Raw genomic sequence first — 24,266 nt, 5'->3', positions numbered from 1 at the left:
CCATACAAAGGAAAGTGGTTTTTGATAGCATTTTATATCTTAAATAAATTAACTATTGTTTGTAACTCTTCAGCTAATTTTGCAAGAGATAAGGAAGAAGAGGAAATTTCCTCCATAGAAGCAAGCTGTTGTTGGGTTGCTGCAGATATATTTTGTGTCCTATTTGCGGATTCAATCGCAACATCACTTACTTCGTAAATTGTATGGTTAATAATGTCTGTACCTTCTGTAAATTTCACTAAGGCTTTCGATATTTCTTCGATTTGACCAACTACATTCTTTACAGCTATTTCAATTTTTTGAAAAGAGTTTCCGGCAATCTGCACAATATCTAATCCAGATTGAACTTCGTTGGAAGCTTTTTTCATTGTTTCAATGGTTTGCTCAGTATCCTTTTGGATCATGTGGATTAGCTTCGCAATATTTTCGGTAGAGGCTGTTGATTCTTCTGCAAGTTTTCTTACTTCGTCGGCAACAACCGCAAATCCTTTTCCGTGCTCACCAGCTCTAGCAGCTTCGATAGCTGCATTTAAAGCTAACAGGTTTGTTTGGGCTGAGATTCCGGTAATAACATCCGTGATTTGGCCAATTTCGGTTGAACGTTCATTTAAAATGCTTATTGCATCTGAAAGACTATTAACGTTTAAGTATATCGAATTCATTTGCTTATTTACTTGTTGAATAGCTTCGTTGCCTTCTGTCGACACTTCAGATGCATGCTTAACGTTTTCAGACATTTTTTCCGTATGTGCAGCAATTGAATTTGTATGTTCCGAGATTGTTGTGATGACTTGATTGCTTTCTTTTACCTTCATTACTTGTGTTTCAGAGCCAGTTGCTAATTCTTGAATAGTCAGGCTTATATGCTCACTTGCACTGCTATTTTGTTCTGCACTTGCACTAAGTTCTTCCGATGCAGACGCTACATGCTGTGAGGATTCCTGAACAGTGCTAAATACATTTCGGAGTTTCTCCGTCATTCGGTTGAAAGAGGTAGTTAGTTCACCTATTTCATCTTTTGATTGATAGGTTCCTTTTACTGTAAAGTCTCCTTGTTCTGCTTTAAATAACAAATCTTTTATTTGTTTTACTGGTCTTACAATCATACGACTGATAATAAGACTAATAAATAATAAGAGAATGAGAGCAACAATACTAATGATAAAGACAAAAATAGTAATTTTTTGTACACTATCTAAGTTTTCTTTATAAGTAGCTTCTGCAGAAGAAGCTTTTAAGTTTTGAAGCGCTGTAAGAGTGTCATTTACTTTGATTCTATATTCCTCAACATCAGTTGTAAAAATACGGTAGGCTTCTTCATTTTTATTTTGTAAGGCAAGTGAGATAACATCTTTTCTTGCATCATTTAACTTTTGCATTTCTTCGTTATATACGGTAACAAGCTCTTTTTCCTCGCTTGTTAAGTTTTCTTTTAAAAATTCAGACAACAGCTGATCCGTTTCTTGAGATGTAGCTGTTAACTGATCATTTAATTGTTTGTTTTTGGCTGAATCAGTAGTAAGTAAGAGCTCTAAAGTGTAGCCATTACTAGCTCTTGTGTTAATTCTCATCTGCATAAGATTGGATATCGGTATTAAACTTTTCTCATACATTTCTTGTGAATCTTTTGCCATATCTTTAATGTAGTGCAATCCCGTGTATCCAATAGTTCCCAGAGAAAGGGCACTTACTAAAATAATGATAAAAAGTTTCTTGGTAATATTTAGATTTTTAGTAGTTTCAAGCAGATTTCTCCTTTAAGTTAAAATAATATTTACACTACTATATCGGCAGGGATAAGCAGTATATAAGTAACTTTTGAAAATATTTTTTTCGCTGGATGTTTCTACTTTTTTTTTCTAAAAAAACAAAGGAAAAAGGCTAGTAATAAATACCAATTTTGTTTTAAAAAGAAGCGATAATGAATTAAAAAATGGAAGCACATTGTTTTTAGAGTAACTATTTTGGAAGGGATAGAGGGAATTATAATGAATAATATTGCTTCAGTGTTCAATATAAAACAATGGAAAAGCGTGCTTTCTGGGAACCGATATAAGTCTTGCGAGCATTTATTAGAATGATAAGTGGGGAGATTTAAGGTATTATTTGAAAATGATCCCTGCAGATGTTTAGATATTGCTAAAAACTTTAGGTAGGAATAAATCTTTGTAAATAATGCAATTTTCTTTTGAAGTGTGGAAAAATTTGCTATTGTTATAGTGTATTCTATTATGCTTTCCATCGTTTTTTCTTCCCTCTTTGGGGAAATATACTAGAAATGAATTGGAAAAGGAGCGATTTTAATGACAATTGAAAATCCAAGTCGAGAAGAAATTGGAAAAATTTTAAAAAAAGCGAAAAAAATTGCGGTAGTTGGCTTAAGCGATAATCCTTCCAGAACATCCTATATGGTTTCAGAGGCAATGCAAAAGGCAGGATATGAAATTATCCCCGTAAATCCAACGGTGGACGAAGTGCTAGGTGTAAAAGCAGTTAAGCAATTAACAGATATCGAGGGACATGTTGATATTGTTAATGTATTTAGAAGATCGGAATTCTTACCAGAGGTTGCAGCTGACTTTGAAAAAATAGATGCAGATGTATTTTGGGCTCAATTGGGGCTTGTACATGAAGAAACATTTCATGATCTAACAGAAAAAGGCTATACGGTAATCATGGATCGCTGCATTAAAGTAGAACATGCGATGACAAAATAGGAAACGACAAAGCAGAATGGTTGTCACTAATCATTCTGCTTTGTCGTTTGTAATAGAATAGCATTTATCCTATAAAGACTGTTTGTTTGAGTGGTTAAAACGTTATCAATTTTAAAAAAAAGAAGACAGTATTTATAATCTTATTCGTTTTTCCATAGAATCTGTGTTAACATAATATAGATAAAAAGAGGAAATCCTCTTTAAAAAAATCTTTTGCTTTTGCCATTATTGGTATAATATTGGTTTTGTCGGGAAAAAATCGAAAGATAAAATGGAAATTGAACGTGAAAAATGAGAATATGTGCTACAATACGAAATGAGAACAAATGTTCTTAATCAGACAGGTATCAACAACTGTTTATTAAAATTCGATAATTTGAAAAAAGAAGGTTAGTAGAAAAAGCCTTCTTTTAAACTCGTCTAATAAAAAGCAGGGCTGTTTTAGAATTATTGTTAACGATAGAAATTAGCTTTATATAAGAAAGTGACAAAAATTCTTAACTGCCTAATAAACAATTTTCCGATAAATGTTTTGAATCTTAGAGGATAATTCGTTTTTTAGACGAATACATAAACAATTGTTCGACATGATACATAGAAAGATACTATGTCGGATTTGTAGAAGTGAAAGGGGTATGTCAGTGGCAAAAAATCAGCAAGCATTCGAATATAATGATGATGCCATTCAGGTGTTAGAAGGTTTAGAAGCTGTCAGAAAACGTCCAGGTATGTATATCGGGAGTACAGATTCTAGAGGTTTGCATCATCTTGTATATGAAATTGTAGATAACGCAGTCGATGAAGCACTGGCTGGATATGGAGATGCAATTATTGTAAAAATTCATCGCGACAATTCCATTAGTGTCAAAGATAGAGGACGTGGAATGCCGACTGGAATGCATAAGATTGGAAAGCCAACTCCTGAAGTTATCTTTACCATTCTTCATGCTGGAGGAAAATTTGGACAAGGCGGTTACAAAACAAGTGGCGGCTTACATGGTGTAGGTGCTTCTGTTGTGAACGCATTATCAGAATGGGTTGTTGTAAAGATCAAGCGCGATGGCTTTATTTATGAACAACGTTTTGAAAACGGCGGAAAACCTGTCACCACACTAGAAAAAGTCGGGAAAACAAATCAAACTGGAACAACGATTCACTTTAAGCCAGATCCAGCGATATTTTCAACAACCACTTATAATTATGAAACGCTTTGTGAACGATTAAGAGAATCTGCCTTTTTATTAAAAGGGCTAAGAATTGAAATTATCGATGAAAGAAATAATGAGCACGGTGTTTTCCATTATGAAAATGGAATAGAAGCATTTGTTGAATATTTAAATGAAGAGAAAGATACCTTGCATCCAGTCGTAAGTCTTGAAGGCGAAAGTAACGGGATTGAAGTGGAATATGCTTTTCAATTCAACGATGGCTATTCAGAGAATGTTTTGTCCTTTGTTAATAATGTCCGCACAAAGGATGGCGGGACACATGAAGCTGGGGCAAAAACAGCCATGACTCGTATGTTTAACGAATATGCGCGTAAAGTTAATCTTCTGAAAGAAAAGGATAAAAACTTGGATGGTTCCGATATCCGTGAAGGCTTATCTGCTATCGTTTCTGTACGTGTACCGGAAGATTTATTACAATTTGAAGGGCAGACAAAAGGAAAATTAGGGACAAGTGAGGCAAGATCAGCTGTGGATGCTGTTGTTTCTGAACACTTAGCCTATTTCTTTGAGGAAAATCCTGAAGTCAGCTCCCTTTTAATTAAAAAATCGATTAAAGCGGCACAAGCTAGAGAAGCTGCTCGAAAAGCAAGAGAAGAAGCAAGAAGCGGAAAAAAACGTAAACGTGGAGAGGCTGTTCTTTCTGGTAAGCTAACTCCTGCCCAATCGAAAAACCCACAAAGAAATGAATTATATTTAGTGGAAGGAGATTCTGCTGGTGGTTCCGCAAAACAAGGGCGAGATCGCCGCTTTCAAGCTGTTCTTCCATTGCGCGGAAAAGTAATTAATACAGAAAAAGCAAAGCTTGCAGATATCTTTAAAAACGAAGAGATAAACACAATTATTCATGCGATTGGAGCTGGAGTGGGAGCCGACTTTAAAGTAGAGGATTCAAACTATGATAAAGTCATCATCATGACAGATGCTGATACAGACGGTGCACATATTCAAGTACTTCTATTAACATTTTTCTATCGCTATATGAAACCTCTAGTGGAAGCAGGTAAAGTATATATCGCTTTACCTCCATTGTATAAGGTTAGTAAAGGTTCTGGAAAAAAAGAAGTCATTGAATACTCATGGAGTGATGATGACTTGCAAGATACCATTAAAAAAGTGGGGAAAGGCTATATTTTGCAAAGGTATAAAGGTCTTGGCGAGATGAATGCCGATCAACTTTGGGAAACAACGATGAATCCTGAAACAAGAACATTAATACGAGTTAAGATAGACGATCTGGCCCGTGCAGAGCGTCGTGTCACAACATTAATGGGTGATAAGGTTGAGCCACGTAGAAAATGGATTGAATCGAATGTTGCATTTGGATTAGAAGAAGAAGGCAATATTCTCGAAAATGAAAATATTATGGTCACTGAGGAGGAGAGTCCATCATGAGTTCATTAGAGCAATACCGTGATTTACCTTTAGAGGATGTTCTCGGTGATCGTTTTGGACGGTATAGTAAATACATTATTCAAGAACGGGCGTTACCGGATGCGAGAGATGGATTAAAGCCTGTTCAGCGTCGTATTCTTTATGCGATGCATGAAGAAGGAAATACACATGATAAACATTTCCGTAAATCAGCAAAAACAGTCGGGAATGTTATTGGTAATTACCATCCCCACGGCGATTCTTCTGTATATGATGCGATGGTAAGAATGAGTCAAGAATGGAAGGTACGTAATGTCCTAATTGAAATGCACGGAAATAACGGTAGTATTGACGGGGATCCGCCGGCAGCTATGCGTTATACAGAGGCTAGATTATCGGCTATTTCTGCAGAGTTACTCCGTGATATTGAAAAAAGAACAGTTGATTTCATTCCAAACTTTGATGATACATCCAATGAACCAACGGTATTACCAGCGAAATTTCCGAATTTGTTAGTGAATGGTTCTACAGGTATCTCGGCAGGATATGCAACAGATATACCACCACATCATTTGGGAGAAGTTATCGATGGTGTGATTGAGCGCATGGATTCACCAAATTGTACAGTGGAAGACGTTATGAAACATATAAAAGGTCCAGATTTTCCGACTGGTGGTATTATCCAAGGAGTAGAAGGCATTAAAAAGGCATATGAGACTGGTAAAGGGAAAATCATTGTTCGCGGGAAAACAGAAATTGAAACATTAAGAGGCGGCAAGCAGCAAATTGTCATTACCGAGGTTCCTTATGAGCTAAATAAAAGCAATCTTGTGAAAAAGATTGATGAATTGCGTTTGGATCGTAAAGTTGAAGGAATTGCAGAAGTAAGAGATGAAACGGATCGTACAGGATTGCGAATTGTAATTGAGTTAAAAAAAGAAGTAGATGCAAACGGAATTCTAAATTTCTTATTTAAAAATACCGATCTACAGATTACCTACAGCTTTAATATGGTTGCCATTCATAATAAACGTCCAAAGTTAATGGGAATTATCGCTTTACTTGATGCTTATATCGAGCATCAAAAAGAAACGATTAAACGACGTACTGAATTCGACTTGCAAAAAGCTAAAGATCGAGAGCATATTGTGGATGGATTAATTAAAGCATTATCTATTCTTGATGAGGTTATAGCAACGATCCGCGCATCAAAAGATAAACGAGATGCGAAAAATAACTTAATGGCTGCTTTTCAATTTACTGAGCCTCAAGCAGAAGCAATTGTGTCTTTACAGTTATACCGCTTAACCAATACAGATATAACGGCATTAGAAGCAGAGGCGGCAGAGTTGGCTAAAAAAATTGAAGAGTGGACGGCAATCCTAGCAAGTGAAAAGAAATTGCTTTCGGTTATTAAAAAAGAACTAAAAGACGTAAAAAAACGCTTTGTTAGTGAAAGACGTACATTAATACAAGATGAAATTGAAGAAATTAAAATCAATCTTGAAGTCTTAATAGCGAGTGAAGATGTAATTGTCACTGTAACGAAAGATGGATATATTAAGCGCACAAGCCAGCGTTCTTATGCAGCGAGCAATGGCCAAGATTTTGGCATGAAAGATACAGATAGAATACTTGCTAAGATAGATGTAAACACAACTGAAGTCTTGTTATTGTTTACAGACAAAGGCAATTATCTCTATTTACCGGTACACGAATTGCCAGATATACGCTGGAAGGATCTCGGTCAGCATATTTCCAATATTATACCAATTGACCGAGATGAATCGATTATTAAGGCGATGCCTATAAAAGATTTTGAACAAACTCAATATCTGCTTTTCTTTACGAAAAATGGTATGGCAAAGAAAACAGAGTTGATTAACTATAAAGCACAGCGTTACTCTAAACCATTAGTTGCTATTAACCTAAAAGGAGACGACGAAGTAGTAGATGTTTTCCTAACAAACGGTAAACAAGAAGTTTTAATAGCAACTCATATCGGCTATGCCTTACGATTCCATGAAGAAGAAATCAATATCGTTGGCGCAAGAGCAGCTGGTGTAAAAGGTATTAATCTTAAAGACAATGATTATGTTGTTGCTGGTAAAGTTATAACAAATCCTCAGCAGGAAAGCGTCGTTATTATTACGCAACGCGGTTCCATAAAAAAAATGAAACTCACTGAATTTGAGTTTTCTGGAAGAGCAAAACGAGGCTTGATTATGCTTCGAGAATTAAAAGCAAATCCACACCGAATTGTTGGGATGACAATAGCTGGGGCACAAGATACCATTTATATTCAAACCGAAAAAGGCGATATTGAATCGGTGAAAACAGCAGATCTTCGTTTTAATGATCGCTATTCAAATGGATCCTTTATTATCGATGAAACAGAAGCAGGTAAAATTGTTGAATTATGGGAAGAAAAAGTTAGCGATGAGCAAGTATAAATAATATTAGAATAAGAGGTTTCTGATTCGCAAGGTTAACCTGCGAATCGGGAACTTCTTTTTATAAATGAATAAGTTTTGGATATAGGAAAAAGCGATGAAAACCTCTATTGAAGAGAACGTAGGGGGAAAAAGTGTTCATCGAATGAAAGAAAACCACTTTTGCGAAGAATGCCGGTGAAAATAGCGTTCATCAAACAAATGAATACTACTTTTTATAATACCACTGAAAATAGCAGCCTTTATCCGAGCAACCCCCGCTTTTTTAATACGAAAATCAAGAACGATAGAGCTCATTTACCTTCTAATAATAGCGCTTTACTTTATGCAAAAATCTTCTATTAAATTTTCTTTTCCTTTCTTACATGATTTTACCAAAAAAAGGACACTCTAAAAGTAATAAGACAGAGGGAGGTTTTAGCATGAGAAGGGAAATGCTTGTTGCTTTATGTGCTTTCTTTTTGATGACTTTAACTGCTATTACTGGTGTATATGCAATGGAAAAAGAAGATAAAACAAACAAATTAATTTTGGAAGAAAAAATTGATATAACTAATGATGAGCAGGAAGAAATCGTGCAATTAAAAGGAGATGCATCCGATCAGCCTGAAAATAGTAATTTCTTTAAGGAATTTTCCCTGAAGGTAACGAAAGGAAAAGATAAGGGCGCCACTCTAACAGTGGAAGGCGGATTTGATCCTACATTACATATAATCGATATAAATGATGATCATCAGAAAGAAATATTACTTACTGTTTCTGCGAATGAAAGAGGGACAGAAAAAAACTTTTATTTCTTTCAACTGCAAGGCAATCATTTAATAGAATTGGAAAAACCAGAGTTGGCATCGGTTGAAAGTCAGTTTAAAGATGCCTATAAAGCTGAAATAAAAATAAACAAAGAAAAAACATATATTTTCGATTTGTATGATCGGAGAAACCATTATGAGAAACTAGGTCTTTACCATAAAGGAAGATTAAATGAACCAACTGAATTAATTCTATCCCCTTTCTCTGAATTAAAAGTAACACGATTTAACAATCAAACGGCGATGAAAGGGAAACAAAGAATTAGTGGACTGGCGACAGTTGATACGATTGGTTACTTGGAAACTTGGTGGATATGGAAAAAGGAAGAATGGGTATTAGAAAAAGTAAAAGTGAAGGAAATTAGTTATAAAGGAACGAATCACCAATAAACAAGAGATTCTTCATTTTAAGGAGAAATAAGTAGTATAATGAAAGTACTTATTTCTTTATGAAGGGATCGAAATTATGTCATTACTTTTCTTATGTTTAAGCGCTGTACTTGGAGGATGGGTGTTTCAAGTATGCCAGCTTCCCCTGTCTTGGCTGCTTGGCCCCATGTTCAGTACGATCCTTTATGTGCGGCTTGCCAAAATCTCTCCGAAATTACCTTTCTCATTTCGAGATATCGGACTCCTTGTTATTGGCTACCTCATTGGAAGACAATTTACCAGCCAGACACTTATTGAAATGGGGACCCATCTCCCCTCTATGCTTTTCATGACGGTTGTTATGCTTGCCTTTAGTATACTTCTCGCCTTTATAACCTCAAGATTAACGCATAGTAATTTAAAATCAACTGTTGCCGGCAGTATCCCAGGGGGACTATCTCAAATGGTGGCGATTAGTTCAGAAATAAAAGGAATTGATCTCACTGTCGTTACAGTTATTCAAATAAGTAGAATTTTATCTGTCATGATTCTCGTTCCACTCCTCGTATATAGTCCGATTTTGTATGGCAATCAAGGAGTGGCAGCGGTAACATCCACTAATGGAAGCCCGGGCTATCATTGGATCATTTTCTTGATCTTATTCTTTTGCTATTTAATTGCAAGCATAGTAAAAAAGTGGAAGTTTCCAGCGCCGTTTATGATTGGTCCGATGCTTCTTGTTGCAACTATATCGATTGCTGGGATGGATGTACCTGCAATTCCGACAACTCTTGCATGTGTGGCGCAAACATTGATAGGTATTGATCTAGGTTTACAAATTAAATTTGGTAATATCGAAAACAAAGCAAAGTTTTTAAGTGTGGTAACAGTAACTTCTGCCTTACTAGTCCTTTTTTCTTTAGTACTTGGCTATATTTTAGTAAGTGTAGATCAGGATATCTCATTATTGACTGCTTTTATTGGGTTAGCTCCAGGAGGAATGGCAGAAATGGCCGTACTTGGCCAATCTGTTCATGCTAACTTGCCGATTATCACAACGTATCAGCTATTTCGATTGTTGTTTATCTTATTCTGTGTCCCAATGATTATGAAATGGGGATTTCAGCGTGTAGAAAAAAGATTAGCAGAGCGAAAAGGTTAATTTCAGCAGAAGTAATTTGTGCAACAATCTAATTGCTACTTGTAATTTTAATATCCCCTAATCAATGAAAAGAAAAAGACGAATCATTATAATTAGTATAAAATAGGATAGAAGCAAGTGGTTTGAATATTCTTATAGGAAGGAGGGAGAAAAAATACCTGTTTTAATATGCTTTGGAGATAGTATTACCGCAGGGAGAGAAACTAGAAACGAACCTGTTTTGACAGCCATGCTGGCAGATACAATCGATCATTATGAAATAATCAATGCAGGAATAAATGGGAATAACACGGTTGATGCATTAAATAGAATTGAAGCAGATGTTATCCAGAAGCAGCCTGATTTAGTAACAATTTTATTTGGTGCAAATGATGCAGCCTTTCATAAGATGATTGACTTACCCACCTATCGAAAAAATATGAGGAGAATCGTCCAATTAATTGGTCCAGACAAAGCTATTCTGATTACGCCAGCTCCCGTCGATGAAACGTTGCAGTTTGCGAGGACAAATGAGGTTTTAGCAAGATATGCAAATGCAGTTAAGGAAGTTGCCACTGAAACAGGAGCATACTTTATTGATTTTTATACTGAAATGCTCTCTTTAGAAGATTATCAGAAGAAACTAAAAGGTATACATAATGATGGTCTTCATTTTGGGGAAGAAGGTTATGCTATTTTAGTAGATTTGCTTGTAAAAAAATTACATGAAATTTAGTAGGTGGAGATATGGCATATACAGGTTCATCTTTATACGATAAGGAACAATTTTTTGAAAGTTATCGGGCTAGAAGAAATCGAGAAACAAGCCCCAACAATAGTATAGAAAGCCCTATTTTGTATGAGCTATTAGGGGAAGTAGACGGTAAATCTGTCCTTGATTTAGGTTGTGGAGATGCTCGTTTTGGTATAGAACTGTTAGAAAAAGGTGCAGCATGCTATACAGGAATAGAAGGTTCAAAGAGAATGTTTGATGAAGCTTCCCATCTTTTAAATGGCACAACTGCTTCTGTTTACCATTCTACACTAGAGGATTGGAAATTTACCAATAGCAAAGTGGATATCGTTGTCTCACGCTTAGTATTTCACTATATTAAAGACTTACAGCCAATTTTTCAGGGTGTATATGATCAGTTAAATGATAATGGTAAGTTTATCTTTAGTGTGCAGCATCCTCTATGTCTTTCTACATTTGAAAGTTCCGTTTCCTCGAAAAAAAGAACGAATTGGATTGTCGATGATTACTTTTCCATGGGAGAAAGAATTGAGCGATGGATAGACGAGGAAGTAGTAAAATATCATCGCACGATAGAGGAGTATTTTCGACTGTTAAAAGAAGCAGGCTTTAAAATAACCGACTTACGGGAAGGAATGCCAAAACGAGAAAATTTTCTGCATAAAGAAGAATATGAAAGGCGAATGAGGATTACGCTTTTCTTGATAGTATCCTGTGAAAAATAAAGCAAAGGAAGGGAGTTTCAAATGAAGAAGGAATTGAGACTGTATTTTATCAGACATGGAGAGACTCAATATAATATCGAAAAGAGAATGCAAGGGTTTTGTGATTCTCCTTTAACAGAAAATGGGATTTTACAAGCAAGATCGGTTGGTGCTGGTTTATCAGATATACCTTTTGAGGCTGCTTATGCCAGTGATAGTCAGAGAGTGTTAGATACGGCAAAATTTGCTATTGGTAATAGAAATATTCAATTAACAAAAGATGCAAGATTAAAAGAAATGAATTTCGGAATGTTAGAAGCAATGCTGCAGACAGACATTATCGCACAGCATGGAGATATAGTGGAAAGACTCTTCTCCTTTACAGATATGGAAAGCAAAGTTCAAGATGGAGAATCCTTTACTGAATTATTAGCGCGGACAAGAGCGGCTGTTGACGATATTATTGCTAAGCATAAAGATACAGGCGGCAATATTTTGGTTTTCTCTCATGGTGTTACGATTGGATTTTTCATTAAATCTCTGCTAAATATGGCTGATTACCCACACCATGATAATTGCTGCGTTTCTGTAATTCACGTAAAAGATAGTCAAATAATGGTCGAAAAAGTAGCAGATCCCTCTTTCCGTGATAATGGAAAGATGTCTTTATCTTTAAATATTGAATAGATGCTTCCCCGACACTCATGAAAATCTTGTATAAAGGAGGTGGGGAAATAGTGAAAGCTACTCCTAATAAGATACATATCATTGGTTCTGTAGCTAGTGGAAAAACAACATTAGCAAAAGATTTATCAATGAAATTACAAATTCCCTATTATGAATTAGATAATGTTGTTTGGAAACGATCAGATAGTGGAGATATTAGAAGATCGGAAGAAGAGAGGAAAGCACATTTACTGTCCATCACCCAAACAGATAGATGGATTGTAGAAGGTGTTCATAGTGAGGAATGGGTAAGTGGCAGCTTTCAACAAGCAGACGTCATTGTTTTTTTGGACACCAATTATTCTAAGCGCACCTATCGTATCGTAAAACGATACGTTAAACAGAAGCTTGGTCAAGAAAAGGCCCATTATCAGCCAAACTTAACAATTTTTTTTAAAATGTTTAAATGGAATAAGCATTTCGAGCAAGTAGGTAAACCTTTTTTCTTTCATACATACAAACAGTATCAGAACAAAATTTTTGTGATAAAAAATGAAAATGAATTGTCAGACCTATTTAGAAAATAACGATTGACATTTTTTGAAGTTTTTCCTAAAATAACAGAAAGTTTAAATTAGTTAAATAAGATAAACACGATGATTAGGAGTATTAAGAAGTAAGTATGCTAGAGAGAGCTGTCGTTTGGTGAAAGATAGCGCATATCACTTCCCAACTCGCCTAGGAGTGGTTAGGTAGAAAGGTATATCTAGACGGTTGGCTCTCGTCATTGAGCTTAAGAAGGTTCGTTTTTCTAACGAATGAAGAAGAGTGGTACCACGATAAATCCTATCGTCTCTTTTAAGAGACAATAGGATTTTTTTATACTATTTTAGGGGGAAAGGGAAATGGAAACCAATTGTTTCATATGCGATAAACATAAAGGGATTATTAAAACAGCAGGAATACCAATCTATGAAAATGAATATGTTTATGTTGGTCATATTGACAGAAAAGGCAAGGGCAGTTACCTAGGACATCTTATGATCGATTTAAAAAGACATATTCCTACACTTGCTGAGATGACAAATGATGAAGCAAAGGCGTTTGGACTTATTATTTCAAGAGTCAGCAAGGCATTAAAGGAAACAGAAAACGCGGAACATATTTACGCTCTCGTCTCAGGAAATTCGGTTCCTCATCTTCACCTTCATCTAATTGCAAGATATCCCAATACTCCTGAAAGATATTGGGGACCAACGGAGTTATATGATTGGACCGAGGCTCCGATTGCAAACGAAGAGGAAATGAGCTCTTTATGTAAAAGAATAAAAAATTACTTAGCAAATGAAGTTTTTGAGGAAGCGTAATGGAATATAAATGGGTAGGTTCTGATAAGAATTATGTAGATGAAATTAATATCCTCCATCTAAGAAATAATTTAGTACTTGGACGCTTTGGAGGAAACTCCTCTGCAGGTCAATATAAAAATGAAGACGGCTGTTTCATTTGGATAGAACGCGAATGGGAGCTTGTCATCCTCTTGGATGCACATGATTCAGCACAAAGTGCAGAATTAGTAATAAAAAGTATAGCGACAAAGAAAGAGGAGATCAAAACAATTCTACAATTACCGTTAAAGAGAGTATTCCAAGAAATTACTTCCTTTTTCTTAAACCATTTCGCAAGCAAGGAGTTTCTGGAGCAAAGCATGATGATTCAAGGAGAAACTGCGTTCTTAATCGTTGTACGAAAAGAAAACTATTTATGGTGGTTATCAATTGGCGACTGTATACTTGCACTCAATCATCCAGAACTTTCAAGATTAGGAGAATACCAGCAAAATCACCGTAGCTTTTATGAATGGATTGGGCTAAACAGTAGTTTTCATCAAGAAGTACCTTCCTATAATCAGGGTGTGAAAGAATTAAGAAAGGGAAAAACACATATCTTTCTCACTACTGACGGACTGATTGAATGTCCCAACACGGATTATCATAGGATGGAATCCATTTTTCAAGCTTTTGATTCATTTTCCAATCAAGAGAGCGTCTATTATTTATTAAAGGAAATAAAAAAGAAAAATGTCCGTGACAGTACAACGATAATATCTTGGATTGTTCATAATAACAAAGAAGCTACGATGCCAAGTGATTTTGTAAAAGGAGTGAGATAAAGTTCAAGGCACTATAAGAATACATCTTATTTTTAATCAAATAAGATGTATTTTATTTTAAATATGTTATACTTATTATAGAGTATTAATTTAATAGTATAACATATTTAAAAAGGAGCGAAGTCTATGACAATATCAGTTGCAATTAATGGCTTTGGGAGAATTGGAAGAATGGTGCTTAGAAATGCTATTAATGATCAAAGTATACATATTACTGCTATTAATGCCAGTTATCCTTCTGAAACGATAGCACATTTAATAAAGTATGACACAATTCACGGGAAGTTTCCAGGTAAGGTTGTGGCTAAAGAACATTCGATTCTTATAAATGACCAAGAGATTCTATTAGTGAATAACCGTAATCCAGAAAAACTTCCGTGGCGTGAATTGGGAATCGATATCGTAGTAGAAGCTACTGGGAAATTTAACACGAGAGACAAAGCAGCAATGCATTTAAAAGCTGGTGCGCATAAAGTAGTGCTTACCGCTCCTGGTGTAAATGCTGATGCAACCATCGTCATGGGTGTGAATGATAGTATATTAAATATTGATAAACATCATGTTATTTCGAATGCATCATGTACGACCAATTGCTTAGGACCGGTTGCTAAGGTTATAGACGAACATTTTACGATAAAGAATGGATTAATGACAACGATTCACTCCTATACCAATGATCAAAACAATATAGATAATCCCCATCATGATTTACGGCGGGCAAGGTCATGTGGGCAAAATATTATTCCCACTTCGACTGGAGCAGCTAAGGCCTTAAAACAGATCCTTCCACATTTAGAAGGAAAACTTCATGGAATGGCGTTAAGAGTGCCAACACAAAATGTTTCTTTAGTCGATTTAGTCGTCGATTTAGAAAAAAATGTGACGAGTGAAGCTGTTAATCAAGCTTTTGAAGAGGCTTCAAACGGAAAACTGAAAGGGATTCTAAGCATTACAGAGGAACCTTTAGTATCTGTTGATTTTAATACAACAACCGAGTCTGCAACTATTGATGCTTTATCTACAATGGTCATCGGGCAAAATAAAGTGAAAATACTAGCTTGGTATGATAATGAATGGGGCTATTCTAATCGAGTGGTTGATTTGGTAAAGCTTGTTGGAAGCAAACTGCGTGTGAAAATGGATAGTCATGCTGTGTAAAAGATAGTTAATCGATGGCATAGATGCAGGAAGGTAATTATTATCTGACTGCATCTATTTTTTTGTTTCCTTCTTCATGATGCTTCTCTACCAGTAGTGCGATTTTTTTAATCTCCAAAAATTTTTTCTAATTTAGAAACTTTCTTACAGATTTGTCCGTATGAAAGAAGAATGAGATGGGGAGGGTGTGTAAATGTCTCTTTTAGAGGTAGAGATTCAATCAGCTGGATACGAGCAAAAGAAAGAAATTATTAGAGAAATTAATTTTACTATTGAAAAAGGAGAATTAGTTGGTTTAATTGGGCCAAATGGTGCTGGCAAAAGTACGACAATCAAAAGTTTATTAGGTTTAATCGAACATTTAGAAGGAACGGTTTCCTACATAGATGGGATAACTTATTCCTATTTACCAGAACGACCGATTTTCTATGATGAATTAACATTATGGGAACACCTAGATTTTGTTGCAGCAGTAGAGGGGCTAGAAGAAAAAGAATATAAGCAAAAGGCTAATGAGTTACTAAATATGTACAAGTTAGCGGAACACGCGCATGAAAACCCAACTAAATATTCAAAGGGAATGCAGCAGAAAGCGATGCTTATACTTGCGATGATTACAAATCCATCCTTATATATTATTGATGAACCGTTTATGGGACTTGACCCCAATGCCATGAAGCTTTTTCTCGGATCGATGGAAATAGAGCAAAACCGTGGTGCTGGCATATTAATGTCTACTCATGTATTAGATACAGCAGAAAAGATTTGTGATCGATTTCTTATGATCCATAATGGTCAGCTAGTGGCAAAAGGAACATTAGAGGAGATAAGGGAGCAATGTCAGTTACCTGATGGCTCTTTGTATGATTGTTTTCATTTGTTAGCAGAGGATCATGGTAATGAATAGTAGAAAGTTGTTTTTTTCACGTTTAATTAGCAATTGGCACTATCAATGGAAAGTACTTCGATCGATTGCTGATTGGACGGTAATTGTATATATCTTAGTCCCTCTAGGTGTTTTCTGTGGTGTTATCTATCGTTCTTGGTGGCTGGAGATACCTGTCTGGATACATAAGATCCCTTTTATTGTTCCTTTTTTCTGCCTTTACTTTCTGGCATGGATTGGCAATATTCGAACCCTTATTGTGGAAGCTGATAAAGTATTTTTAGTCAAACAGCTTCATTTGATTGGAAGGTTAAAAGCGCTGAGCTATTTCTATTCTCTGTTCTTTCAAACAATGGTGCTTGCAGCAGGTTTCTTATGCCTTCTACCATTTTTACTCCATTATTATTTGTTAAATTGGTCAGAAATCCTTGTCTTATTTGTCTATTTCACTGCTTTACAATCTTGCTTCATGTTATGGAAGTACCATATCCGAAAAATAGGTTCTATATGGGCAAAAAGCTTGCTGGTGGTTTTCTTGTTTCTTGTATTGAATTGGTTTAGTCAATGGATTTATCATATAGTGGATATGGGAATGACTATTCCAGTATATGCACTATCACTAATTATTCTCTTGTTGTCGATCTTCTTTAGTTTGACAGCTTTACGAAAGATTGCGTCCATTGATCTCCATATTGAATTAGAGCAAGAGCGTAAAACTAGCATGGTTCAGGCTATCTATTTAGCGGCTCCTGAAATAGAAAAACCGGTCATTATGAGAAGAAAGAAACCGCGTATTTTCAAAAACTCTAAACGGATCTTTCAAAAACGCACACCAATTAATGGCTTTATCGAATTATTTATTAAGATTGTTATACGTAATTCCAGTTATTTATATGGGTATTTGATGTTAATTAATAGTACTACAGGCGCCATGATTATAGTACCGCCGCTATGGTTAAAGATTCTTATTTTTGCAGGGTTTTCTATTATCATGCATGGGTGGCTTACTACCCTATGGAATAAAGTGTGCCACTACCATCCGTTGATGAAAAAATATATGGAAAGTGATGCTTATTATTCAGCAAGGAAAAAAGCTGTAAGCGGTATGCTAAGCCTTGCGTTAGTGCTGGTACTTTTTTTAACTTGTGTATTTGGGTTTGTTATTGGAAGGTAAGTCTATGCAATTTGTAAGGTGTTTCAGTTTATTAAAAAAAGGAGGTCATTAGATGGAACCGAAATGGTTACAATGGGCAAAACAACTTCAAGCAATCGCCCAAGCCGGATTAACCTATTCAAAGGATACTTATGATTTGGAAAGATTTGAAGATATCAGGAAGATCAGTTTAGAAATTATGTCGGAATATACCAAGGTGGATACAACATGTATTCGTGATCTTTTTGCAAATGAAACAGGGTATGCTACACCGAAAGTAGATATTAGGGCAGTAGTTTTTCAAGATAATAAAATACTAATGGTGAAAGAGAAGACAGATAACTCCTGGGCCTTGCCAGGAGGCTGGGGCGATATTGGCTTAACTCCAGCTGAAGTCGCAGTAAAAGAAGTACAAGAAGAATCAGGATTTGAGGTGAAAGCTGTAAAATTAATTGCGGTTATGGATAAGAAATGCCACCCGCATCCTCCATCTCCTTACCATGTATATAAAATGTTCATTCAGTGCGAGATTGTAGGAGGAGAGGCGCAGGAAGGAGTAGAAACTAGCTCTGTCGGTTTCTTTGCAAAAGATGATCTTCCGCCTTTATCCATTCCAAGAAATACTGAATCACAAATATTACTAGCCTTTAAACATATGGCTAATCCGTTGGAGCCTGTTTATTTTGATTGATTCTTTCTATTCTTTAGAATCAATTAGTTGAATTGTCATTTTTTTATCATTAAAATGGAATAGAAATGAAATAACTTTTGAGGGTGGATACTTATGAAGGAAAATGAAATACATACATTTCGTCAAGCAGACCACGAGATTGATCCTATTTTTTTAAATCGTTGGTCACCCCGTTCTTTTTTAGATAAAGAAGTTTCTGAAGAAGTCTTAATGCGCCTATTTGAGGCGGCTCGCTGGGCGCCTTCTGCAAATAATTTGCAGCCATGGCGTTTTATTGTTGCTCGAACAGCAGAGGAACGATCATTATTCCATTCTTTTATTTTTGAAAGAAATTTAGAGTGGTGTAAAAATGCACCGGTATTAGCAGTGCTTATTTCGGATAAACAAAATGGGATGAATGCCTTTGACAGCGGAACTGCATGGGGATTCTTATCCTTGCAGGCTATAAAAGAAGGTTTAAAAACACATGCTATTGGTGGATTTGATAAAGCAAAAGCTCGTGAAGTATTAAACATCCCAGAAGAATTTGATATTCAAGTAACTATTGCCATTGGTTATCAAGGGGAAAAAGAAGCGTTGCCGGAAGATTTTCAAGCAAGAGAAATTCCGTCTAGCCGCCGTCCGTTAGAGGAATCGATTTTGCAAGGTAAATATAAATAAGGAAAACAGACGCTTTGTATCATACAGGCGTCTGTTTTTTTCTAAAGTAAATGAATGTTGTATTCTCTTAATAAATCTTTAAGGGCTGGCCGTTCATTCCCGTCTCGACCAATTACATGGGTTGCGGTTATCAAGGAATTTAGCACTGCTTCCTCTGTAGCTTCTCCAACAGCTCTAAATGCAACATCGATATCCTCTTCATGAATGGCTGAGATGGGGACACTGGAATAAGGATTTTCGTGTGGTATTTTTGTTGCTGTAGAAAAACCAATGACTACTTCACCACTTCCAGTTGTGATAATCGAACCTGTTCGTGATAATCCTGTTACTGCGCGCTTAATTATTCGATTTAATTGTCTTTCCGAAACGGGAAGATCAGTAGCTACGATGATGATAACAGAGCCCTTGTCCTTATCTTTATTTGTCTGTGTAAGCTGTTTTTTGAGCTGTTGTCCAATTGGATTCCCCGCTATCACTAGATCACTCAGAGTACCAAAGTTGGTCAGTGCCAGTACTCCTATTGTATAGCTACCATGCTCCATATGTATTATGCGGGAAGAGGTTCCAATTCCACCTTTTAAAGAATAGCATAGCATGCCGCGGCCAGCACCAACTGATCCTTCATCAAATTCCGCAGAAGCATTAGCGATTGCCCCGAAAACATGGTCTTTCGTAATCTTTCTTGCTCTCACATCATTAAGAAACATATCGTTACACTCACACACAATGGGATTAACAGTACCTGTTGCTCTACCAATATCCTCGTTATGTTCTAGCATATATTCAATTAATGCATCAGCTGTCACACCGATACTTAATGTATTGGTTAAAAGAATAGGTGTTTCAATCGTTCCTAATTCTGTTATTTGCATTAAACCCATTGTTTTGCCAAACCCATTAATAACATGGCTTGCAGCGATTACCTTTTCTTTAAATATATTGCTTTGGTGGGGGATTATTGCGGTAACACCAGTCTGAGTGTCTTTATTATTTAATGTAGCATGGCCAACTGTGACACCTTCTACATCTGTAATGGCATTTCTTTTACCTGTTTCTAATTTTCCAATTATTATTCCATAATCTCGCAGCCTCTTTTGTCCATTCACTTTAAATAACCGCCTCTCCTTTTTATCCTTTTATTTTTTCAAAAATCAGTCAGTTAATCAAGTTTAAGATAATTTATCTCTCTATGATGAAATTCTTAAGTATAATAATAAGTAACTAGCTAGAATATAGCTTTAACGAAGGAGAGATAAAATGCAAACCGACCAATGGAAAATAGGGATATTTCTATTTAATGATGTGGAGGTATTAGATTTTGCTGGCCCGTTTGAAGTGTTTTCTGTTACAACAAGAGAGGATGGGTCTAAACCGTTTATAGTGCAGACTATTTCGGAAACGGGACAAATGATTCGAGCGAGAAATGGATTAAAGGTATATCCGGATTATAGTTTCCAAACGATGCCCAAGTTCGATCTTTTAATCATCCCAGGGGGACTAGGTGCAAGAGAACGAGAAGTACATAATAAAACGGTGATTAATTGGATTAAGGAACAAATGGGAGAGGTTCAATGGATGGCTTCTGTTTGTACGGGAGCGTTATTGCTTGCTGAAGCAGGGCTGCTTGATGGATTGAACGCGACAACACATTGGGCGAGCCTTACTAGGCTTGAGGAGGAATACCCACAAGTCAATGTGGTAAAGAAGGTGAAGTTTGTCGATGAAGGGCGCATTATTACATCAGGTGGCATCTCGGCAGGCATTAATATGTCCTTTCATCTTGTCAAACGTTTAGCAGGTGTGAAAATAGCGAAAGAAACAGCAAAAAGAATGGAATATGATGTGGAGCTTTCATAAAAACTGCTGTGCTTACACTGTAGTTTTTTATGAAACGAAAAATAAAGAAATTAGGAAAAGATTAATAATAGAACATATGTTCCGATACGGTGAAAAAGGCATAATACGGAATAAAACGGAAGAAAAATGAAAAAACATTTGACAAAAGTTAATGAAACGGAATAAGATGAATTTAGATTTTGATGGGAAAGGGAACAGTATGCTAGCGGAGGAAAGAAGAAAATTAATTTTAGAGATAATTTCAAGAGATGGGAAAGTTATTGCTAAAGATTTAGCAAGTAAATTTGAGATGTCTCTTGATTCCATTAGAAGAGACTTAACAATTATGGAAGAACAAGGAGTGCTGCAAAAAACATATGGTGGCGCCATTCTTTCTGAAGCAATACCTAAAGTAAGAACAATGCCGCAGCCATCAGCTATTCGATATGGAACGGCTGCCCCGCATGAAAATGCTATCTCCAAATTAGCAGCCTCTTATATTAAAGAAAATGATACTGTTTTTATTGGAGGAGCAGGTATACATTATGGAATGGTAAAATATTTGCCAACTGATTTCCCTTATACAATCGTTACAAATTCATTGAAAATTGCCGATCTTGTTAGAATGAAAGAAAATATAGCTTCTTATTTAATCGGAGGGAAATTAAGAGGATCTTCATCAAGTAGTATAATTGATTGTATTGCAATGGAAATGATGCGCAAATTTTCCTTGGATATTTGTTTTTTAACTGGAGGAGGAATTAATGCTAAAGGTATAAGTACCTCTACTCCTGAAGCAGCTGCATTTGCTCAGACAGTTGCCAGCGTTGCACAAAAAGTGGTCTGTTTAGCACCGCATGAAAAAATTGGTCATGAAATGTTTATGCAATCCGTACCAATCGAAGGAATTGATATCCTTCTCACAGATGTTGGTGCACCACAAAAAACGATTGATGAAATGAAAAAGAAACAACTAAAAATAAAATTTGCTGATTTACGTTGATTAGATAGATTGGAATAGGAGATTAAAATGAGATGGATGAATATAGAAGGACCTTCTAAACTGGAAGGATCCTTATCAGTACCTGGTTCGAAAAATAGTTCTTTGGCAATTCTAGCTGCTGCATGCTTAGCTAGTGAGCCTGTAACATTAAAGAACATCCCAAACATTGCTGATTTTAAAGTACTTCGTCAAATCGGAGAAGAAATAGGATGTATCATGGAGCGAGATAGCCGCGGGGATGTTTATATTGACCCTACTAAAATAGATAACCCGATAATTGAACCTGAAAAGTCAAGGAAGTTTAGAACAGCTTATTATTTCATTGGAGCATTACTTGCTAAATTCGGAAAAGTATCTCTTGGTTATCCAGGCGGGGATGATTTTGTAAGCAGACCCATTGATCAGCATATTAAGGCATTCGAGAAAATGGGGGCAACTTTTACATTTTATGAAGATTATTATGTGGTGGAGGCTCAAAAATTAAAAGGGGCAACTATCTATTTTGATACGATTACATCTGGTGCGACTATTAATAGCATGATAGCAGCAGTATTAGCTGAGGGAGAAACGATTTTATTAAATGCTGCCAGAGATCCTGAAGTAACAGATACTGCATTGTTTTTAAATAAAATGGGTGCGAGAATTATAGGTGCTGGTACGGATACAATCAAAATTAAAGGTGTTAAAAACTTGAATGGATGCAGCTATACCGTAATTCCCGACAGGCTAATTGCTGGAGCTTTTCTTATTTCATCAGGGATTACAGGTGGAACGATCACTGTAAACGATATTATCCCAGAACATCTTACATCTTGTCTCACGAAACTGGAAGAAATCGGTGTCGGTTTGGAAATAAAAGAAAATAATATTACGTCATTTCTAGATGGTAGATTAAAAGCGTCGAGGGTAAGAACTGCTATGTTTCCTGGATTTCCAACGGATTTGCAGCAGCCATTAACCGTTTTGTTAACACAAGCACAAGGGAAAAGTATACTTCGAGAAACAGTTTATCCGAACCGATTTAATCATGTATACCAATTAAACAAAATGGGTGCAGCTATTGAAGTATCAAATGGGATTGCCCATATTAAAGGAAAGTCTGCTTTACACGGGGCATTAGTTCATGCTTCAGATGTCCGTGCAGGTATTTGTCTAATGTTAGCTGGAGTAGTTGCAGAAGGGACGACAACAATTACGGGAATTGAACATATTGAAAGAGGATATGATGAGGCAGTAGCAGCTTTTAACAGCCTTGGGGCGAAAGTCTCTTTACATCATTCAGATGAAATTACAAATGATCTATTAATGATGCAAGAATTTGAAAAAATAATGAGATAATAGACTTTTTCCTATTTTGATAGATAAATAGGAAGAATTAACTGACCAAAAAAACAAAGGGGTCTTTGTATAGACATCTTTGGTTTTTTATGAATGATTTAGCCTGTATATTTCAATCTGCAACATCAAGGCACTTAATTCTTTTTAAAATATGAAAACAGTAGAAACTTTTCTATGGGATATTCGTATAGATAGGGGGAAATAAGAAATTTAGAAATTTTATTTCACCATATTTATCACTTAATTCTTTCTATTACAAAAAAAGTTATAATTAGAAAGATAGTCTATTAAAGGAGGATATATATTGAAAATTTCAGCAATTAAGCGTGAAGCAAGAGAATATTTGAAAGGAGAATGGGGGAAGGCAGTTGGACTCACATTCCTATATTTTATTTTAAGTGCAGGTGTTAATCTGTCGATTGAAATATACGCGAGCGGCGGATTTATGAATTGGATTTATCAAGATTATGCACCCCCGCAGGCGACGATACTAAATACTATTATTAGCCTTCTATTAATTCCTTTATCTATATCGATTGTATGGTTTTATCTTGACATTGTAAGAGAAAAAACCACAGAGATTTCTCAAGTTTTCACCATATATACAGACGTAAAAACAATGCTTAAACTAATTGGAACGTCTATTATGATTGGTATTTTTACTTTTTTATGGTCCTTATTATTATTAATTCCTGGTATTATTAAAGCACTAGCATATTCACAAACTTTTATGCTTTTAAAAGATCATCCAGAGTATTCAGTTTTCGAAGCAATTACGGAAAGCAGACGAAGAATGAAAGGCTATAAAGGAAAGTACTTTTTATTAAATTTAAGCTTTATAGGATGGGGCATTTTATGTTTATTCACATTAGGAATCGGTTTTCTATGGTTGGCACCATATATATATACATCTAATGCCACATTTTATCAGAATTTGATTGCTGACAATGAGAAAGAAACCATTTAATTTTTTTATAGACCAGAAAACACCATTCAACCTTGTGTTTTCTGGTTTTTTGATGGAAGCTGAATTTAATTTTTGAAGTTTTCTTCAATGAAAAATTATATTGAGCATATAAAAAACTAATAATAATTTTAAAATTATTAAGCAATTAAATTCAAGTGTCCATAAAGATACGATACAGTTAGTTAACA

At 35.7% G+C, this 24,266-nt stretch carries 22 protein-coding genes and 1 other annotated feature; of the genes, 20 read left to right on the top strand and 2 right to left on the bottom strand.

Translation table 11 applies throughout. The features are described from left to right. Positions 1–32: 32 nt before the first annotated feature. Positions 33–1,721 carry a methyl-accepting chemotaxis protein gene (locus NSQ92_RS10975; RefSeq protein ID WP_268874787.1) on the bottom strand — a complete coding sequence of 563 codons (1,689 nt, stop codon included), beginning with the start codon at positions 1,719–1,721 and terminating at the stop codon, positions 33–35. Between the two features lie 582 nt (positions 1,722–2,303). On the opposite strand from NSQ92_RS10975, the gene NSQ92_RS10970 reads away from it, so the two are divergent. The 16 genes from NSQ92_RS10970 (at position 2,304) to NSQ92_RS10895 (ending at position 18,934) form a co-directional block, all read left to right on the top strand. Next, positions 2,304–2,717, top strand: a complete 414-nt coding sequence (locus NSQ92_RS10970) for a CoA-binding protein (RefSeq protein ID WP_061796204.1) — start codon at positions 2,304–2,306, stop codon at positions 2,715–2,717. A gap of 641 nt (positions 2,718–3,358) precedes the next feature. Then, entirely contained in the window at positions 3,359–5,338 is a 1,980-nt protein-coding gene (gene parE, locus NSQ92_RS10965) for a DNA topoisomerase IV subunit B (RefSeq protein WP_047940642.1), read from the top strand. After that, on the top strand, positions 5,335–7,770 hold the full coding sequence (parC, locus tag NSQ92_RS10960) for a DNA topoisomerase IV subunit A (protein WP_144579998.1): 2,436 nt from the start codon (positions 5,335–5,337) through the stop codon (positions 7,768–7,770). The genes parE and parC overlap by 4 nt, the downstream gene beginning before the upstream one ends. A gap of 422 nt (positions 7,771–8,192) precedes the next feature. After that, positions 8,193–8,969, top strand: a complete 777-nt coding sequence (locus tag NSQ92_RS10955; RefSeq protein WP_047940644.1) for a hypothetical protein — start codon at positions 8,193–8,195, stop codon at positions 8,967–8,969. A 76-nt stretch (positions 8,970–9,045) separates the two neighbouring features. Continuing rightward, positions 9,046–10,110 (top strand): AbrB family transcriptional regulator, encoded by a 1,065-nt coding sequence (locus NSQ92_RS10950; RefSeq protein WP_082138233.1) that lies wholly within the window; start codon positions 9,046–9,048, stop codon positions 10,108–10,110. A 154-nt stretch (positions 10,111–10,264) separates the two neighbouring features. After that, entirely contained in the window at positions 10,265–10,825 is a 561-nt protein-coding gene (locus NSQ92_RS10945; RefSeq protein ID WP_047940646.1) for an SGNH/GDSL hydrolase family protein, read from the top strand. Positions 10,826–10,836: 11 nt separating this feature from the next. After that, positions 10,837–11,568: a class I SAM-dependent DNA methyltransferase gene (locus NSQ92_RS10940; protein WP_341152781.1), complete on the top strand. Its 732-nt coding sequence runs from the start codon at positions 10,837–10,839 to the stop codon at positions 11,566–11,568. Positions 11,569–11,589: 21 nt separating this feature from the next. Then, complete coding sequence (locus NSQ92_RS10935) at positions 11,590–12,234, top strand: histidine phosphatase family protein (RefSeq protein ID WP_053215577.1); 645 nt, start codon at positions 11,590–11,592, stop codon at positions 12,232–12,234. A gap of 47 nt (positions 12,235–12,281) precedes the next feature. Continuing rightward, positions 12,282–12,800 carry a DNA topology modulation protein FlaR gene (locus NSQ92_RS10930; protein WP_047940720.1) on the top strand — a complete coding sequence of 173 codons (519 nt, stop codon included), beginning with the start codon at positions 12,282–12,284 and terminating at the stop codon, positions 12,798–12,800. 60 nt (positions 12,801–12,860) lie between these two features. After that, positions 12,861–13,073 (top strand) — a binding site (T-box leader). Between the two features lie 45 nt (positions 13,074–13,118). Further along, positions 13,119–13,580 (top strand): HIT family protein, encoded by a 462-nt coding sequence (locus NSQ92_RS10925; RefSeq protein WP_047940648.1) that lies wholly within the window; start codon positions 13,119–13,121, stop codon positions 13,578–13,580. After that, a complete protein-coding gene (locus NSQ92_RS10920) occupies positions 13,580–14,386 on the top strand; it encodes a protein phosphatase 2C domain-containing protein (RefSeq protein ID WP_047940649.1) in 807 nt (268 codons plus the stop codon). The genes NSQ92_RS10925 and NSQ92_RS10920 overlap by 1 nt, the downstream gene beginning before the upstream one ends. Before the next feature lie 126 nt (positions 14,387–14,512). After that, on the top strand, positions 14,513–15,544 hold the full coding sequence (locus NSQ92_RS10915; RefSeq protein ID WP_144546128.1) for a glyceraldehyde-3-phosphate dehydrogenase: 1,032 nt from the start codon (positions 14,513–14,515) through the stop codon (positions 15,542–15,544). Between the two features lie 193 nt (positions 15,545–15,737). Beyond that, on the top strand, positions 15,738–16,451 hold the full coding sequence (locus tag NSQ92_RS10910; RefSeq protein ID WP_095320129.1) for an ABC transporter ATP-binding protein: 714 nt from the start codon (positions 15,738–15,740) through the stop codon (positions 16,449–16,451). Beyond that, the gene (locus NSQ92_RS10905; protein ID WP_172866374.1) at positions 16,444–17,604 is read left to right on the top strand and encodes an ABC transporter permease; all 1,161 of its coding nucleotides are present in this window, start codon (positions 16,444–16,446) and stop codon (positions 17,602–17,604) included. The genes NSQ92_RS10910 and NSQ92_RS10905 overlap by 8 nt, the downstream gene beginning before the upstream one ends. A gap of 52 nt (positions 17,605–17,656) precedes the next feature. After that, a complete protein-coding gene (locus tag NSQ92_RS10900) occupies positions 17,657–18,274 on the top strand; it encodes an NUDIX hydrolase (RefSeq protein WP_095320127.1) in 618 nt (205 codons plus the stop codon). Positions 18,275–18,367: 93 nt separating this feature from the next. Next, positions 18,368–18,934, top strand: a complete 567-nt coding sequence (locus NSQ92_RS10895; RefSeq protein ID WP_047940654.1) for a nitroreductase family protein — start codon at positions 18,368–18,370, stop codon at positions 18,932–18,934. Between the two features lie 41 nt (positions 18,935–18,975). On the opposite strand, the gene NSQ92_RS10890 is transcribed toward NSQ92_RS10895, so the two are convergent. Further along, entirely contained in the window at positions 18,976–20,040 is a 1,065-nt protein-coding gene (locus tag NSQ92_RS10890) for a DmpA family aminopeptidase (RefSeq protein WP_341152780.1), read from the bottom strand. A 151-nt stretch (positions 20,041–20,191) separates the two neighbouring features. Here NSQ92_RS10890 and NSQ92_RS10885 point away from each other — a divergent pair, with 151 nt between their 5' ends. The 4 genes from NSQ92_RS10885 to NSQ92_RS10870 all read left to right on the top strand — a co-directional run bounded on the left by NSQ92_RS10885 (position 20,192) and on the right by NSQ92_RS10870 (position 24,078). Beyond that, the gene (locus tag NSQ92_RS10885; RefSeq protein ID WP_144580011.1) at positions 20,192–20,791 is read left to right on the top strand and encodes a DJ-1/PfpI family protein; all 600 of its coding nucleotides are present in this window, start codon (positions 20,192–20,194) and stop codon (positions 20,789–20,791) included. Positions 20,792–20,957: 166 nt separating this feature from the next. Further along, positions 20,958–21,773 carry a DeoR/GlpR family DNA-binding transcription regulator gene (locus NSQ92_RS10880; RefSeq protein WP_235844416.1) on the top strand — a complete coding sequence of 272 codons (816 nt, stop codon included), beginning with the start codon at positions 20,958–20,960 and terminating at the stop codon, positions 21,771–21,773. A gap of 27 nt (positions 21,774–21,800) precedes the next feature. Beyond that, positions 21,801–23,111: a UDP-N-acetylglucosamine 1-carboxyvinyltransferase gene (murA, locus tag NSQ92_RS10875; protein WP_047940657.1), complete on the top strand. Its 1,311-nt coding sequence runs from the start codon at positions 21,801–21,803 to the stop codon at positions 23,109–23,111. 304 nt (positions 23,112–23,415) lie between these two features. After that, on the top strand, positions 23,416–24,078 hold the full coding sequence (locus NSQ92_RS10870) for a DUF975 family protein (protein WP_095257263.1): 663 nt from the start codon (positions 23,416–23,418) through the stop codon (positions 24,076–24,078). Positions 24,079–24,266 lie beyond the last annotated feature (188 nt).

The sequence above is a fragment of the Niallia sp. FSL M8-0099 genome (genome assembly GCF_038006945.1).
Lineage (GTDB): Bacteria > Bacillota > Bacilli > Bacillales > Cytobacillaceae > Niallia > Niallia circulans.
This window is presented reverse-complemented; position numbering and strand designations above follow the sequence as displayed.